Origin of the sequence: Collinsella sp. AF14-35, from assembly GCF_003464565.1 — a bacterium.
Classification (GTDB): Bacteria; Actinomycetota; Coriobacteriia; order Coriobacteriales; family Coriobacteriaceae; genus Collinsella.
In genome coordinates this window covers 1-14651 of sequence record NZ_QRZD01000023.1, presented here as the reverse complement: position 1 = coordinate 14651, position 14651 = coordinate 1, and the positions used below count along the sequence as shown (strand labels likewise).

The window sequence follows — 14651 nt, the reverse complement described above, 5'->3', positions numbered from 1 at the left end:
AAACCCGCTGCTAGCGGGTTTACCTTTCAATAATGTACGCCGCGGTGCTTGAGCTTTCCTTGTGTGGCAAGCTCATTATAGGACGCATTAGCGCTATAATCGCTCTGATAAATATGTCTCGACGTATGTTCGAGAAAAAGCCCAGTTAAAAAGCGTGTGGCTTTTGACAAGGAGTATCGATGCAGATTACCTCAGGCCTGCCTGAAGGCTTTAATGCCGGTGCGTACGACATGATCGTTGTCGGCGCCGGTTATGCCGGTGCCGTTTGCGCCCGCCGTCTTGCCGAAACTATCGGCTATCGTGTTGCCGTTTTGGAGCGTCGCGGCCACATCGCGGGTAATGCCTACGACTGCACTGACGAGGCCGGAATCCTGGTCCACGAGTACGGTCCGCACATCTATCACACTTTTAATGAGCGCGTCCATAACTTCCTGTCGCGCTTTACCAAGTGGACGGACTACCAGCACAAGGTGCTCGCCAACATCAACGGCACCCTCATGCCCGTACCCTTTAACCATGCGAGCCTCAAGCTCGCCTTTGGCGATGAGCGCGGCGAGGAGCTGTACCAAAAGCTCGTGGAGACCTTTGGCAAGGACGTCAAGGTGCCCATTATGGAGCTGCGCAAGAAGAACGACCCCGACTTGGCCGAGGTCGCCGATTACGTCTACGAGAACGTCTTTTTGCATTACACCATGAAGCAGTGGGGCCAGACGCCCGACCAGATCGACCCCTCGATCACCGGCCGCGTTCCCGTCTTTGTGGGCGATGACGATCGCTACTTCCCGCAGGCTCCTTTCCAGGGCATGCCGCAGGATGGCTATACCGCGCTGTTCGAGCATATGCTCGATCACGATCTGATCGACGTATTCTGTGACGTAGACGCCCGTGACCTCTTTGAAATCGACGAGACCACCGTCAAGATCGACGGCAAGGTCTATGGCGGCGAGATCGTCTACACCGGTCCGCTCGACGAGCTATTCAACCTCGACCTGGGCGCGCTGCCGTACCGCACGCTCGATATGAAGTTCGAGACGCTCGATATGGACCAGTTCCAGCCCGTGGGCACCGTCAACTACACCACGAGCGAGGACTATACGCGCATCACCGAGTTCAAGAACATGACTGGTCAGGTCCTGCCCGGCAAGACCACCATCATGAAGGAGTACTCCAAGGCCTATACGCCCGGCTCGGGCGAGACGCCGTACTACGCTATTCTGGAGCCCGAGAACCGTGAGCTCTATGAGCGCTACCTTGAGCGCGTCCAGAACCTGACGAACTTCCACCCGGTGGGTCGTCTGGCCGAGTATCGTTACTACGATATGGACGCCGTGACCAATTCTGCCCTCGATCTTTCGGATGAGATTATCGCCTGCCATGCATAAAGTCATAACATTCGGTATTCCCTCATATAACGCCGCCAAGGACATGGACCATTGCATCACCTCCATCTTGGAGGGGAGCAATTACGCCACCGATATCGAGATTATCGTGGTGGACGACGGCTCCAAGGACGAGACGGCCGCCAAGGCCGACGAGTGGGAGGCCCGTTATCCTGGAATCATCCGCGCGGTGCACCAGGAGAATGGCGGTCACGGTATTGCCGTCCTTTCGGGTCTGCGCGAGGCGCAGGGCACCTACTACAAGGTTGTCGACTCGGACGACTGGCTTGACGGCGCTGCCCTTTCGACCATGCTGTCGATTCTGCGTGGCTTTGAGGAGCGCGACCAGCGCGTTGACCTGTTTATCTCGAACTACGTGTACGAGAAGGTTTACGAGGGCACGCATACCGCTATCGGTTACAAATTTGCCCTGCCGCGCAAAAAGATCTTTTCCTGGGATCAGATCGGTCATTTCCGCCTGGACCAGAACCTACTCATGCACAGCCTGTGCTATCGCACGGATGTGCTGCGCGAGTCCAACCTTCCCATGCCGCCGCACACGTTCTATGTGGACAACATCTACGCCTACGTGCCGTTGCCGCGCTGCAAGACCATGTACTACGCCGACATCGACCTCTATCGCTACTTTATCGGTCGCGAGGGCCAGAGCGTCAACGAGGCAACGATGGTCAAGCGTCTGGACCAGCAGTTCCGTGTTACGCGTATCATGATGGAGTCGTACCACCTGTACAGCGATGTCGAGTCGTCGCGCCTGCGTTCGTACATGATGGGCTACTTCACCATGATGATGGCGATCTGCTCGGTGCTCACCAAGCTTTCCGAGGAAGATTGCGCCGACGAGCGCCTAAAGACGCTGTGGAATGATTTGAAGGCCTACGACGAGCGCATGTATCGTCGTGCCCGCTACGGCGTGGTCGGCTTCTTCACCAACCTGCGCGGACGGGCCGGAGACAAAACCACACTCGGCCTATACCGTCTTGCCTCAAAGATCTTCAAATTCAACTAACTGCCGAGTAATCGCTGCTGTTAGGTTGACTGGGCCCCTTGGCCTTTAGTTTGCTACTGCGAACAGTCCTGCTCGCACGGAAAGCACATTAAGTGCTTTCCGGCTCGTGCGGAACTTGTATCAAACTAAAGGCCAAGGGGCCTCTGCTATAAGAATCGATTGTCAGGTTAGTTGAATTTGAAGACCTTAGACGCGCGGTACACAGGGGCCTGAGCTGAAAAGAATAAGGTTGGAAGTCGGTCGGAGGCGGGCGGGCATTACGTTTGTCGCGAGTTCCGCATGCAAAGAAGGCCACTTAATGTGGCCTTCGTCTTGCATAGGACTGTAGAGCAGCAAACGTAATGCCCGCCCGCCTCCGACCGACGGACGAGTGAGATTACTTCGCGGCGCCGGGGATGCCGTGGGAGGTTTTGGCGGTTTTGGCTCCGTTTACGATGGCGGTTTGCAAAGCCCTTACGGCGAGCATGCCCAGCAGGTCTAGGGGAACGGCGGCGTTTGCCTGGGCGCCCAGTTTGCCGCTGGCGAGGGTGTAGATGGTGTCGCCGTCGTTGGTGGTGTGCGTGGGACGGATGGCGTGTGCGTAGGCGTCTGCGGCCATCTGGGAGACCTTGGTGGCTTGTGCCTTAGTGAGTTCCACGTTGGTGACGATGCAGCTGATGGTGGTGTTGGTGCGGTCGAGCGGCATCTGCATGGATCCGGCGGCGGCAAAGGCTGCGAGTTCCATATCGACGATTTGGTCGCTATCGGCTGAGGCGCGCATGCCGGCGACCCACTCGCCGGTGAGGGGGTCGACAACGTTGCCGCAGGCGTTGACCGAGACCACGGCGCCCACCTTGATGGGGCCGAGCGCCACGGCGGCAGCGCCAAGGCCGGCCTTCATGCAGGTGGCAGGGCCCATGAGCTTACCTACGGTGGCACCGGTGCCGGCGCCCACATTGCCTTGCTCGAGCATGGTGGGGGTGTTGTCGAGCGCCTCGCGCACGGCGGCGATGCCGGCCTCAATGTCGGGGCGAACGGTGGGGTCGCCAAAGGCAAGGTCGAAGATACAGCTGGAGCACACGATGGGCACCTGCGTGGGGCCGACGGGCAGACCAATGCCGCGGCTCTCGAGTTCGCGGGCCACGCCGCTTGCAGCCTCGAGGCCAAAGGCCGATCCGCCCGAAAGGCAGACGGCGTGGACCTTATCGACGGTGTTTTCGGGACGCAGCAGGTCGGTCTCACGCGAAGCGGGGGCGCCACCACGTACGTCAACGCCACCGGTGGCACCCTCGGGCGCCACGATTACGGTGCAGCCGGTGCCAGCCTCCTCGTCCGTATAGTTGCCAAAGCAAAAGCCATCGACATTGCAAACATCGATGGCTTCGAGCAGTGTGTCCATGTTTTCTCCTATCGGTTTTCCGCCGGGCCTTATGCCCGGTCGGGATCCGTACGGTACGGCAAAATTGTAGGCGCTGGGGGATAACCAGCGCCAGATGCAATTACGAGAGTTTTTGAATCGCGCGTGCGACGCGAGCGATGGGCAAGCCCACCACGTTGTAGAAGTCACCCGAAATATCGTGCACAAGCATGCGGCCGCCTGTGCCTTGGATGCCGTAGGCCCCGGCCTTGTCCATGGGTTCGCCGGAGGCAACATAGCGCTCGATCTGCTCTTCGGTAAGCTCATAGAACGTCACGTCGGTCACATCGACAAACGACAGGCTCTCGGCGGCATGCGGAGCGGCCGTGTCGCCTGCCTTAACGATGCAGACGCCGGTTGCGACCTGGTGCGTGCGGCCCGAAAGCTCGCGGAGCATGGTGCGCGCCTCGTCCTCGGTTGCCGGCTTGCCCAGAATCTTGCCATCGAAGGTGACAATAGTATCGGCCGCGACGGTCAGTTCGTTGGGCTCGGCATGCTCGGCGGCAACGGAGGCGGCTTTGGCGCGTGCTAAGCGTTCAACGAGCGTAAGTGGGGCCTCGCCATCAAATGGCGTTTCGTCGATATCGGCAGGAATGATGCGAATGTCATAGCCCGCCTCGCGCATCAGCTCGATGCGGCGCGGTGATTGCGAGGCCAAAATCATAGCTGAATGCCCTCGGCAACCTTCTCGACAGCCTTGTCGCCGGCGAGCGTGCGCAGCAGCTCAAGCGCAAAGGGGAGCGACTGGGCCATGCCGCTGGCGGTGATGATGTTGCCGTCTTGCGTAACCTTCTCGCCGGTATAGGCGCCTTCGGGGAAGCTCTTCTCAAAGCCAGGGAAGCACGTGGCGTGGCGCCCCTCGAGCAGGTCGAGCTCACCCAGGATAAACGGGGCGGCGCAGATGGCAGCGACGTGTTTGGCGGCGGCGAACTCGCAGACCACGTCGCAGACGCGCTGGTCGGCACGCAGGTTGGTGGCGCCGGGCAGGCCGCCGGGCAGCACGACGCAGTCGTACTCGTCAAAGTTGATCTCGTCAAAGAGCGCATCGCAGGTCACGGGAATCTGCAGCGAGCTTACGACCTCGCGCGTGGGCATGATCGAGACAAGCGTGGCGCGCACGCCGCCGCGACGCATGACATCGACCATGGTCAGGCATTCAATAGTTTCAAAGCCATCGGCGGCGAGAACGGCAACGCTGGGCATGAGGGTTCCTTTCATAGGCGGCATACAATTAGCCGTCTTATACCCCGAAGACCTCCGCTTGCCACGCTCGATTTTCCATTGTTTAAAATAGCCCCGTCCGAATTAGCTACCCTCACCCATCCTCAACAATCTCAATCTGTAACATCTAGACCCACTTTTGACCCCTAACTGTTACAGATCAAGACAAACGGAAACCGCCCCGACAAAACGTCTAAATCTGTAACATCTACGGACCAAAACCGGGTCTTACTGTTACAGATCGAGACAGCCCCCAACAGCACCGCCCCGTTCGGGGAAACGACCGCTACAGGTACGGCGGGCAGAGGCTCACTTTTTTCTTCGGTTTTTCTTGACGGAATCTCACCTGTTGTAGTACTTTGTCCCAGTCTAAAAACGCGTGGACTTTTCTGGGCGCTAGCCACCTTTTTGCCACGCAACCGAGCAGTCGGTTGCGTGGCTTTTTTCGTCTTGGCAGCAGGTACCACATGCACCGCCAGAAGACCGCACGAGCCCACCTTCCGACTGCAGGGAACAGACGCACGAGACGTGCATCTGCAAGACAGCAGACGGAAGGGAGCCTAATGGCAGAAACAAACACAATCAAGCAACAGGCCGCCGAGGCGGGAGCCGCGGGCGCGGGGCAGGTCAAGGCGGCGCTCCAGGTCTTTGCGGGCGGCGCCTGCTACGGCGCGATGGCCACGACCTACAAGCTCGCCTACGCCGCGGGCTTCACCTCAGCGCAGGTGGTGGCGAGCCAGGCGTGGTTCGGCTGCCTCTTCTTCGCCCTCGCCACGCTCGCAGGGCACGCACTCGGGCACCGCTGGCAGCGCGTGGGCTGGAAGCTCGCCCTCAAGCTCATGGGCCTGGGAGCCCTCACCTGCCTCACCTCAATCCTCTACTGCTACGCCATGAGCGTGCTGCCCGCCCCGGTGGCACTCACGCTCCTCTTCCAGTTCACGTGGCTGGGGCTCGTGTGGCAGACCGTCATGACGCGCCGGCCGCCGAGGCTCCTCCAAGTGGCCTCCGCCCTGGTCATCGTCTTCGGAACGGTGTTCGCCAGCGGCGTCTACAAGACCGGCATCACCGGGTACGACCCCGTGGCCCTGCTCTGCGCGCTGGGGGCGGCCGTGTCCTGCTCCCTCTTTGTCACCCTCTCCGGCAAGGTCGAGGCCCCCTGCTCGTCCGAGCAGCGTGGCGTCATCGTATGCGCGGGCTCCGTGGTCATGTCGCTCACGGTGTGTCCGGACTACGTCGTCTCGGGCGTCCTCGCCCAGGGCATCCTGCCCTTTGCCGTCATCGCCGGCTTCTTTGGCATGCTCTGCCCGGTCCTGCTCTTCGGCATGGGCTCTCCGCACCTGCCCGCGGGCCTGTCCACCGTCATGGCCGCCGCGGAACTCCCCGCCGGCCTGCTCATCGCCATGATCGTCCTCGGCGAGCCGCTCGGCGTCGTCGAGTGGCTGGGCGTCGCCATCATCCTCGCCGGCGTGTGCCTGGCACAGGTCCCCTCCCTGCTTGGAGGCCGGGAGGCACGTCGCGCCGCCGCAGGACAAGCCGTCAGCTAGTCGCCCCTTCACAGGCGGCCCGCGCGCATCAGGGAAAGGGCCACGGGCCAGGCGCGCGAGGCCGCAAGGACGTTATAAAGCGTCCCCCGCAGAGATGGGGGCGCCAGAGAGAAGGAGGCACCATGCCATTTCCAAAAGGGTTCCTTTGGGGAGGAGCCACCGCCGCCAACCAATGCGAGGGAGGTTATGACGAGGGCGGCCGCGGCCTTGCCAACGTCGACGTCATCCCACACGGGCCGGAGCGCAACGACGTAAGCCGCGGCCTGAGGCGCATGCTCGACTTCGAGCCCGGGTACTACTACCCGGCCCAGACGGGCATCGACTTCTACCACCACTACCGCGAGGACATAGCCCTCTTCGCGGAGATGGGCTTTAAGGTCTTTCGCCTCTCCATCGCCTGGAGCCGCATCTTCCCCAATGGCGACGAGGAGGAGCCCAACGAGGCCGGGCTCGCTTTCTACGAGGACGTGTTCCGCTGCTGCCGCGAGCACGGGATCGAGCCCCTCGTGACCATCACGCACTTCGACTGCCCCATCCACCTCGTCAAGAAGTACGGCGCCTGGCGAAACCGCACCCTTATCGAGCTCTACAAGCGGCTTGTGACGGTGCTCTTCAACCGCTACCGCGGCCTCGTGCGCTGGTGGATCACGTTCAACGAGATGAACATGATCTTGCACCGTCCCTTCATGGGTGCCGGCATCGTCCTCGAGCCCGGGGAGAATGCCCGCGAGGCCGAGTACCGCGCCGCGCACAACGAGCTCGTGGCGAGCGCCTGGGCCACCAAGATCGCCCACGAGGTCGATCCGGAGAACAAGGTGGGCTGCATGCTCGCCGCGGGAAGCTACTACCCCTACTCCTGTCGTCCCGAGGACGTTCGCGCGGCGCAGGTCAAGAACCAGGAGGACCTCTTCTTCGTGGACGTGCAGGCGCGCGGTCGCTACCCCGGCTACGCGCTCAAGATGCTCGAGCGCGAGGGCATCGACGTGGGCATGACCGCCGAGGACGAGCGCATCCTTGCGGAGAACACCGTCGACTTCATCTCGTTTAGCTACTACTCCTCGCGCTGCACCGCGGGCGACCCCGACTCCGTGGGCGGCGTCGCCGAGGGCAACGCCTTCGCCGGCGTGGAGAACCCCTACGTGCGCACGAGCGACTGGGGCTGGGTCATCGACCCGCTGGGATTCCGCATCACGATCAACGACCTCTGGGACCGCTACCAGAAGCCGCTCTTTGTGGTGGAGAACGGCCTCGGCGCCTATGACGAGGTGCTTCCCGACGGCACGATCGAGGACGACTACCGCATCGCCTACCTGCGCGAGCACATCGAGGCCATGCGTGACGCCATCGAGCAGGACGGCGTCGAGATGCTCGGCTACACCACCTGGGGGCCGATCGACCTCGTGAGCGCGGGCTCCGGCGAGATGGAGAAGCGCTACGGCTTCATCTACGTGGACCGCGACAACCTGGGCAACGGCACGCTCGAGCGCAGGCGCAAGAAGAGCTTCTACTGGTATCAACAGGCCATCGCCACCAACGGAGGCGACCTGGGCTAGCCGCCCGGGCAATATCACTAAGGAGAAAATAATGGCTGAAAAATACGACGATCTGGCCAGATCCATACTCGAGAACGTAGGCGGCACAGAGAACGTCGCCAGCGTCGCGCACTGCATCACGCGCGTGCGCTTCAAACTCAAGGACGAGTCCCGCGCCAACACTGCCAAGATCGAGGCCCTCAAGGGCGTCATCCAGGTCATCCAGGCCAACGGCCAGTACCAGGTGGTCGTGGGTAACATCGTCGAGGACGTCTACGACGCGGTCCTGGAGGCCGGCAACTTCTCGGGCGGCGCAAGCGCCGACGACGAGCCCCAGGGCGATAAGACCGTTGCCTCCGTCGTCATCGACCTCATCTCTGGCATCTTCCAGCCCATCCTGGGACCGCTTGCCGCCGCAGGCATCATGAAGGGACTGCTTGCCCTCATCACCTACTTCGTCCCGGCCTTTGCAAACGACGGCCTCTACACGCTGCTCTACACCGTGGCTGACGGCTTCTTCTACTTCCTTCCCGTCGCCCTGGCGTTCAGTGCCGCACGCAAGTTCCGTATGAACGAGTTCACCGGCGTGGCAATCGGCGTGGCGCTCCTCTACCCGACGATGGTCGCCCTGACCTCGGGCGAGGCGCTCGGCAGCATCGACCTCGGCGTGGCCGGCACGTTCTCGTGGTACGCCACCGCCCTCGGGCTCCCCATCATCATGCCCGTGTCCGGCTACGTGAGCTCGGTGATCCCCGTCCTTCTCATGGTGTGGTTCGGCTCTATCCTTGAGCGCTGGCTCAAGAGCTGGATGCCGGCTGCGCTCAAGATGTTCCTTGTCCCGCTCGCCACGATGACGGTCTCCATCGTCTTGGGCTACCTCATCATCGGCCCGGTGGCCACCCTCATCACCAACCTGCTGAGCGCGGCATTCTCGTTCATCTTCCAGCTCCCCGTGGTTGGTTCCGTCCTGGGCAGCGCCCTGGTTGGCGGACTGTGGATGTGCCTCGTCATCTTTGGCTTCCACTGGAGCCTCATCCCCATCTCCATCATGAATCTGAACACCCTCGGCCACGACAGCGTGCTCGCCGCCACCATCGGCCACGGGTTCGCGCTCGGAGCGGTCATCTTTGCCATGTACCTCAGAAACAAGGACGAGCGCTTCCGCGGCATCGCCCTTCCCGCGATGATCTCCGCCTTCTTCTTCGGCGTCACCGAGCCGGGCATCTACGGCATCGCCCTCCCCAACAAGCGCGCGTTCGTCGTGGCATGCCTGAGCTCCGCCGTGGGCGGCGCCATCGTGGGAATGACTGGCGCTCTCATGTACATCTCGGGCGGCCTCGGCGTCTTCAACCTGCTCAACTTTATCGACGGGACCCCTGGTGGCGCCGGGATCTCCCACATGATCTTCGCGATCATCGCCTCGCTCGTCTCTGCCGTCCTGGCCTTTGTTATCGAGTTCATCACCTACCGGCCCAACGACGATGAGGAAGGCACCCGCTAGCCTGCGCCCTCCTCAATCAGCTCTATGTAATTGAGGGGCAGTTGAGGTGGGTGAGGGCCGAGGGCGATCAAGGTGGCCGCCCTCGGCCCGGGACAACCTGCCAGAAGGCGTTTAGCTTTCTCGGGCGGCGCTGAAATGAACTGCGCCCCGATACTTGGACGGGTCAATTAGCGGCCTATGCCGCACATGGGGACTGATTTCGGAACTCCTCCGGGGTCAGTCCCTTTTGCTTAACCCGCCTCCTCTTGTTCCAGTGAACGGTATAGGCTTCGAGGTCCCGCTTGAACTCCTCGAAGCTCCGCCACGTCCGGCTCCTGTAGAATTCGTCCTTCAGGCGCCCGGGCAGCAGCTCCGTCGCATGAGCTTGCCCTCGCACGCCGCCGGCCCCGGCCGGGTCCGGGCACCCTTCGGCCTCCCGCTGGCCTTCGGCGCGCCCGCACCCCCTGTCGCAAAGCTCTGCTGCAAGAGTCCTCAGCGTGGCGTCGTGCCTGACTCTCCCGTCCATAAAGAAGCCCCCATTTCTAATGTTCAAGAAATGAGGGACGGTTCAATTTCGGGACGGGGATTAAATAATCATTCGGAGCAAATCTATTTTTATCCCCGTGCCAGAAAAATCATCGGGCGTGGTCTGGGGCAAACAGTCTAGTTGCGCTTGAGGTGGACGACGGTTTCGCAGTGGAAGGTTTGCGGGAACAGATCGACCGGCGTGATCTTGACGGGGGAGAAGGTACCTTCCTCGACAAAGCGCTTAAGGTCGCGTGCCAGGGTGGCGGGGTCGCAGCTCACGTAGGCGACATCGCGAGCGCTCGTGCTGGCGATAAGGTCGATCGCCTCGGGGGCGAGGCCTGCGCGCGGCGGGTCGACCACCAAGACGTCGGCATCCTGGTCGGGGAACTCGCGCACCGCGTCTCCGCCAATGACGTCGACGTTATCAAGCTTGTTGATTTCCAGGTTACGGCGCAGGTCGCGCACGGCCGGGCCGTAGGCCTCGACGGCGGCGACGAAGTCGCAGCGGCGGGCGAGCGGCAGGGTAAAGGTTCCGGCGCCGCAGTACAGGTCCACGGCAAGCTCGTCTTCTTGCGGGTCGAGCGCTTCCATGACAAGCTCGATCAAAATCTCAGCACCCTTGGTGTTGACTTGGAAAAAAGACGGGGCAGACAAGCGCATCTGACCCTCGGCGATATTCTCGGTCCATGAGCCCTCTCCGGCGAGCATTTCGACCTTGGAGACACGGCGGGCCTTCTTTTCGCCCTTGCTCATCACACGCACGATGCTCGTGGGATGAGCGGCGACCGCCAGCACGCGGGAGACTTGCGAGCGCGGAAAAGAGCCCGTGGGCGTCCAGAGTGCAACCTCGAGCGCCTTGGTGCGGCGCGATGCGCGAATGCCCACGCGTTCGAGCCCTAAGTCATGGCTGCCGCTTAGATAGTTGAGTGCGCCGACGACCGATTTGAGCGCCTTGGGAAAACGTTTATCGAACAGCGGACACGCATCGACGGTCACGATTTTGCTGGGGTCGACACCGTGCATGCCAAGGCGCACGCGACCGTTGACGACGGTCGGTTCGAGCTCGATTTTATTGCGGTAGCCCCAGTCGTCCTTGGTGTGGCAGATGGGCTGCACCAACTCATCGACCTGCTCAGGAGCGAACTTGCCGATGCGCTCGAGCGTGGAGCGCAGGTTTTGCTCCTTGGCGGCGAGCTGTGCCGTGCGTGAGAGATTGCCCCACGAGCAGCCGCCGCAGATGCCCACGTAGGGGCAGGGGGGCTGAATGCGATCGGGGCTCGGCTCCAGAATCTCGGTGGTGCGGGCGCGCATGAACGACTTGCCGTCCTGTACGACCTCGGCCTCGACGGTGTCGCCTGCCACGGCACCCTGCACAAAGACGGCTTTGCCGTTGTCGGCGTGCGCCAGCCCGTCGGCGCCGTAGGTCATCGATTCTATAGTGAGCTTCATATCCCTGCCTGTCATTCGTGTTGTTGCTCGCACCATGGTAGCAGGGAAAAGCGCCCCGCATCCGAGGCTTTCCTCAAATGCGGGGCGCTTCTACAAACTGCTTCTACAAACGACTATTTCGTCTTGCCGGTAATGAGCGTCTTAAGACCCAGGCCGATCAGGCCCAGGCCCATGCGCACACGACCGGGGCGATGGCGCTCGATGGCCTTGGTCTTGCCGGCGGGCTTATCGCGACGGGCGCTCGTCTCGGGTGCGGGCTTAGCTGCCTGCGGCTCGGGCTGAGGTGCAGGTGCGGGCTCGGGCTCAATGACGGTCGCCTGGACCTTCTGAACCTCGGGTGTGGCCGGCTGCGGCTTAGGAGCAGGGGCGGGCTTTGCCTCAATGACGGGCTCGGGCGCGGCCTCGGCGTTGCGGTAGGCACGCTCCAGCAGGGCTTCCTGCGAGTTGAAGGGTTTCTCACCCTCTGCGCGCTCCACGGGGACCCAGGTGCCGTCGCTCGTGAGGCTGCGGGCCTTCACGTTGTCGCGCAGCTGCATGCTCATGTACTCGTGCACCAGGGCGCGGCAGGTGGGGTCGAGCACGGGGAAGGCGATCTCCACGCGGTGCTCGGTGTTGCGTGTCATCATGTCGGCCGAGCTCAGATAGATCATGTCCGAGTCCACGCCAAAGGCGTAAACGCGCGCATGCTCCAAAAAGCGTCCGACGATAGAACGGACATGCACGTTCTCGGTCTTGCCAGGAACGCCCGGCTTGAGGCACGAGATGCCGCGGATGATCATGTCCACGCGGACTCCTGCGCACGATGCCTCGGCGATCTTGTCGATGACCTCGCGGTCGGTGAGCGAGTTGAGTTTAAAGAACACGCGGGCGGGCTCGCCGGCGAGGGCGCGCTGGATCTCGCGGTCAAGCCCGCGCATGATGAGCGGTTTCAGTCCGACGGGCGCCACACCCAGGAAGCGGTAATCGCCGCGCAGGTTGCCCAACGACAGGTTGCGGAAGAACAGGTTGGCGTCCTCGCCGATGCCGGGGTGAGCGGTCATGAGCATAAAGTCGCTGTAGAGTTTGGCCGTCTTCTCGTTAAAGTTGCCGGTGCCCAGCAGCGTCAGGCGCGTTAGCGCCATGCCCTCGCGATAGGTGAGCTGGCAGATCTTGGAGTGGCACTTAAAGCCCTCGGAGCCGTAGATGACGGTGCAGCCGGCCTCTTCCAGGCGCTCGGCCCACTCGATGTTGTTCTGCTCGTCAAAGCGCGCGCGGAGCTCCATGAGCACCGTGACCTCTTTGCCGTTCTCGGCGGCATCGATCAGTGACTCGCACAGGCGGCTCTGCTTGGCCACGCGGTAGAGCGTGATGCGCAGCGAGATGCACTCGGGGTCGTAGGCTGCTTCGTGCACCAGGTCCAAGAACGGATTCATGGCCTCGTAAGGGTAAAAGAGCAGCTTGTCGTGCTGCAGCACCTGCTCGCGGATGGAACGGGACATGTCGATGGTGGGGTTGGGCTGCGGCTTAAACGGCGTAAAGAGGAGCTCGTTGCGTAGATGCTCGGGAATCTTGCCCTCAATGCCGAAGACGTAGCCCAGGTCGAGCGGGATATCGCAGGTAAAGACCGAGCGGCGAGAAAGCTCGAGCGCCTTGCGGATGGTCTTGAGCGTCGCCTTCTCGAGCGACCCCGAGACCGCGAGCACCACCGGCTGCAGGCGCAAGCGTTTCTTGAGGATGCGCTTCATGTGCTGACGGTAATCCTCTTCCTCCTCGACGCCCTCGCCGTCCGGGTCGATGTCGGCGTTGCGGGTGACGCGGATGAGCGCGCGGTCGAGCGGCTTATAGGAGCCAAAGCAGCTGTCCAGGCAGGCGAGGATGACGTCCTCGAGCAAGATGTAGGAGTAGGTGCCGGTGGGCGAGGGGATCTCGACCACGCGGTTCATCGAGGTGGGAATCTCGATAAGGCCCAGCAGACTCTCCTCGTCGGTGACGCCGTCCAGGCCGCAGGCCAGGTAGAGTGCGCCGTTGCGCAGGTTGGGGAAGGGGTGGCGCGGGTCAATCACCAGCGGTGAGATGACCGGCGACACGTAGGCCTGGAAGTAACGGGTTACAAAGGTGCGCTCCTCGGGCGTAAGCGAATCGATGCGGGCGCGGTGAACGCCCAGGGTGTCGAGCTTGCCCTCGATGCTCTTAAAGATGGACTCCCATCGGGTAAGGAGCCCGGGCATTTCGGCCATGACAGCATCGACCTGTTCGGAGGCGGTCATATTGCTCTTGTTGTCGACAGGCTGTTTTTTGAGCTCTGCCAGATCGGACAGGCCGCCCACGCGCACCATGAGAAACTCATCGAGGTTAGACTCGAAAATCGACACGAACTTTAGCCGCTCGAACAGCGGAACGGTCTCGTCGAAGGCTTCGTCAAGCACACGGTTGTCAAAGCGCAGCCAGCTGAGCTCTCGGTTCTGCGTGTACGAGAAGTCGCGCGGCGGCTTACGCAGCTTTGCAGCGGCTTGCTTTTTTTCGATTTTGCTCGGCATATGCATCTGTCCGTTCAGTCCCCGTGGGGGACGGTTGCCTAACACTATTCACTATTGTCTCAATTTAGTCGACCTATGGCACGGACGTATCGCGTGAACGGTATCTTTACCTACTTCTTACGCTGACAAGCCATAGAGCTGACGCCCTTCGCGTTGTGAAAAACGGTCTATATTCTCACTCAACTGATAAGGATGCGTGAATAAGAATGATGGCAAGCTGAATATCATTGAATTCGGTCCAAAACGTGGGCTAGCTTCATTTATATACATAAAACCGTTTTACCTATGCAATTCTGAATCATGGATTTATAGATGCGATGGGGGATAATTTATAGGAAAAAGAGCGTTTACCTTTGAAAAGGTACTTTAGAGCGCCGAAGTGCATCATGGGGGAATCACATGCGATATACCGTTCATCGCACTTTGTTGACCGTTCGGGGGTGAGGTGGAATTGCGGGTGGAATTTGGATATAACTAGAGCTGTCAGCAAGCAGCGCCCGTTACGGAAGGGCGCTGATAGATTCGGCCGAGAGGCCCGAAAGAAAGGTAGGAGGCCATGACGAAAGGTCTGCACGTGCC

The 14651-nt window shown here is 61.3% G+C and carries 11 protein-coding genes; 5 read left to right on the top strand and 6 right to left on the bottom strand.

The genetic code is table 11. From position 1 onward, the window contains the following. Positions 1-179 precede the first annotated feature (179 nt). Together glf and DWW12_RS07750 are read left to right on the top strand one after the other, a co-directional pair. Positions 180-1382, top strand: a complete 1203-nt coding sequence (gene glf / locus DWW12_RS07755) for a UDP-galactopyranose mutase (RefSeq protein WP_055252340.1) — start codon at positions 180-182, stop codon at positions 1380-1382. Then, the gene (locus tag DWW12_RS07750) at positions 1375-2406 is read left to right on the top strand and encodes a glycosyltransferase family 2 protein (protein WP_022094096.1); all 1032 of its coding nucleotides are present in this window, start codon (positions 1375-1377) and stop codon (positions 2404-2406) included. Before glf ends, DWW12_RS07750 begins: the two co-directional genes overlap by 8 nt. A 376-nt stretch (positions 2407-2782) precedes the next feature. Here DWW12_RS07750 and DWW12_RS07745 read toward each other — a convergent pair whose 3' ends face one another. From DWW12_RS07745 to DWW12_RS07735, 3 genes are all read right to left on the bottom strand, one after another. After that, complete coding sequence (locus DWW12_RS07745; RefSeq protein ID WP_117855644.1) at positions 2783-3784, bottom strand: P1 family peptidase; 1002 nt, start codon at positions 3782-3784, stop codon at positions 2783-2785. Positions 3785-3884: 100 nt separating this feature from the next. Then, positions 3885-4466 carry a nucleoside triphosphate pyrophosphatase gene (locus DWW12_RS07740; protein WP_117855643.1) on the bottom strand — a complete coding sequence of 194 codons (582 nt, stop codon included), beginning with the start codon at positions 4464-4466 and terminating at the stop codon, positions 3885-3887. Continuing rightward, positions 4463-5005, bottom strand: a complete 543-nt coding sequence (locus DWW12_RS07735) for a DJ-1 family glyoxalase III (RefSeq protein WP_117735750.1) — start codon at positions 5003-5005, stop codon at positions 4463-4465. The genes DWW12_RS07740 and DWW12_RS07735 overlap by 4 nt, the downstream gene beginning before the upstream one ends. Positions 5006-5586: 581 nt before the next feature. On the opposite strand from DWW12_RS07735, the gene DWW12_RS07730 reads away from it, so the two are divergent. From DWW12_RS07730 to DWW12_RS07720, 3 genes are all read left to right on the top strand, one after another. Beyond that, entirely contained in the window at positions 5587-6567 is a 981-nt protein-coding gene (locus DWW12_RS07730; protein ID WP_117855642.1) for an EamA family transporter, read from the top strand. 122 nt (positions 6568-6689) lie between these two features. After that, the gene (locus tag DWW12_RS07725; RefSeq protein WP_117583936.1) at positions 6690-8120 is read left to right on the top strand and encodes a 6-phospho-beta-glucosidase; all 1431 of its coding nucleotides are present in this window, start codon (positions 6690-6692) and stop codon (positions 8118-8120) included. Between the two features lie 31 nt (positions 8121-8151). Beyond that, positions 8152-9600, top strand: coding sequence for a PTS transporter subunit EIIC (locus tag DWW12_RS07720; RefSeq protein ID WP_117583937.1), 1449 nt, complete (start codon positions 8152-8154; stop codon positions 9598-9600). Positions 9601-9775: 175 nt separating this feature from the next. On the opposite strand, the gene DWW12_RS10100 is transcribed toward DWW12_RS07720, so the two are convergent. The 3 genes from DWW12_RS10100 to ppk1 all read right to left on the bottom strand — a co-directional run bounded on the left by DWW12_RS10100 (position 9776) and on the right by ppk1 (position 14078). Then, positions 9776-10105, bottom strand: a complete 330-nt coding sequence (locus DWW12_RS10100) for an IS3 family transposase (protein ID WP_197032199.1) — start codon at positions 10103-10105, stop codon at positions 9776-9778. A 137-nt stretch (positions 10106-10242) separates the two neighbouring features. Next, positions 10243-11571 (bottom strand): 23S rRNA (uracil(1939)-C(5))-methyltransferase RlmD, encoded by a 1329-nt coding sequence (gene rlmD, locus DWW12_RS07710; protein WP_117759007.1) that lies wholly within the window; start codon positions 11569-11571, stop codon positions 10243-10245. A gap of 98 nt (positions 11572-11669) precedes the next feature. Further along, a complete protein-coding gene (gene ppk1, locus DWW12_RS07705) occupies positions 11670-14078 on the bottom strand; it encodes a polyphosphate kinase 1 (protein ID WP_117806514.1) in 2409 nt (802 codons plus the stop codon). Positions 14079-14651 lie beyond the last annotated feature (573 nt).

What these genes read in the sequence shown, in the direction of transcription:
- glf (WP_055252340.1), top strand. Translation starts at nt 180, where the DNA reads ATGCAGATTACCTCAGGCCTGCCTGAAGGCTTTAATGCCGGTGCGTAC.
- DWW12_RS07725 (WP_117583936.1), top strand. Translation starts at nt 6,690, where the DNA reads ATGCCATTTCCAAAAGGGTTCCTTTGGGGAGGAGCCACCGCCGCCAAC.
- rlmD (WP_117759007.1), bottom strand. Translation starts at nt 11,571, where the DNA reads ATGACAGGCAGGGATATGAAGCTCACTATAGAATCGATGACCTACGGC.
- DWW12_RS07750 (WP_022094096.1), top strand. Translation starts at nt 1,375, where the DNA reads ATGCATAAAGTCATAACATTCGGTATTCCCTCATATAACGCCGCCAAG.
- DWW12_RS07730 (WP_117855642.1), top strand. Translation starts at nt 5,587, where the DNA reads ATGGCAGAAACAAACACAATCAAGCAACAGGCCGCCGAGGCGGGAGCC.
- DWW12_RS10100 (WP_197032199.1), bottom strand. Translation starts at nt 10,105, where the DNA reads ATGGACGGGAGAGTCAGGCACGACGCCACGCTGAGGACTCTTGCAGCA.
- ppk1 (WP_117806514.1), bottom strand. Translation starts at nt 14,078, where the DNA reads ATGCATATGCCGAGCAAAATCGAAAAAAAGCAAGCCGCTGCAAAGCTG.
- DWW12_RS07740 (WP_117855643.1), bottom strand. Translation starts at nt 4,466, where the DNA reads ATGATTTTGGCCTCGCAATCACCGCGCCGCATCGAGCTGATGCGCGAG.
- DWW12_RS07745 (WP_117855644.1), bottom strand. Translation starts at nt 3,784, where the DNA reads ATGGACACACTGCTCGAAGCCATCGATGTTTGCAATGTCGATGGCTTT.
- DWW12_RS07720 (WP_117583937.1), top strand. Translation starts at nt 8,152, where the DNA reads ATGGCTGAAAAATACGACGATCTGGCCAGATCCATACTCGAGAACGTA.
- DWW12_RS07735 (WP_117735750.1), bottom strand. Translation starts at nt 5,005, where the DNA reads ATGCCCAGCGTTGCCGTTCTCGCCGCCGATGGCTTTGAAACTATTGAA.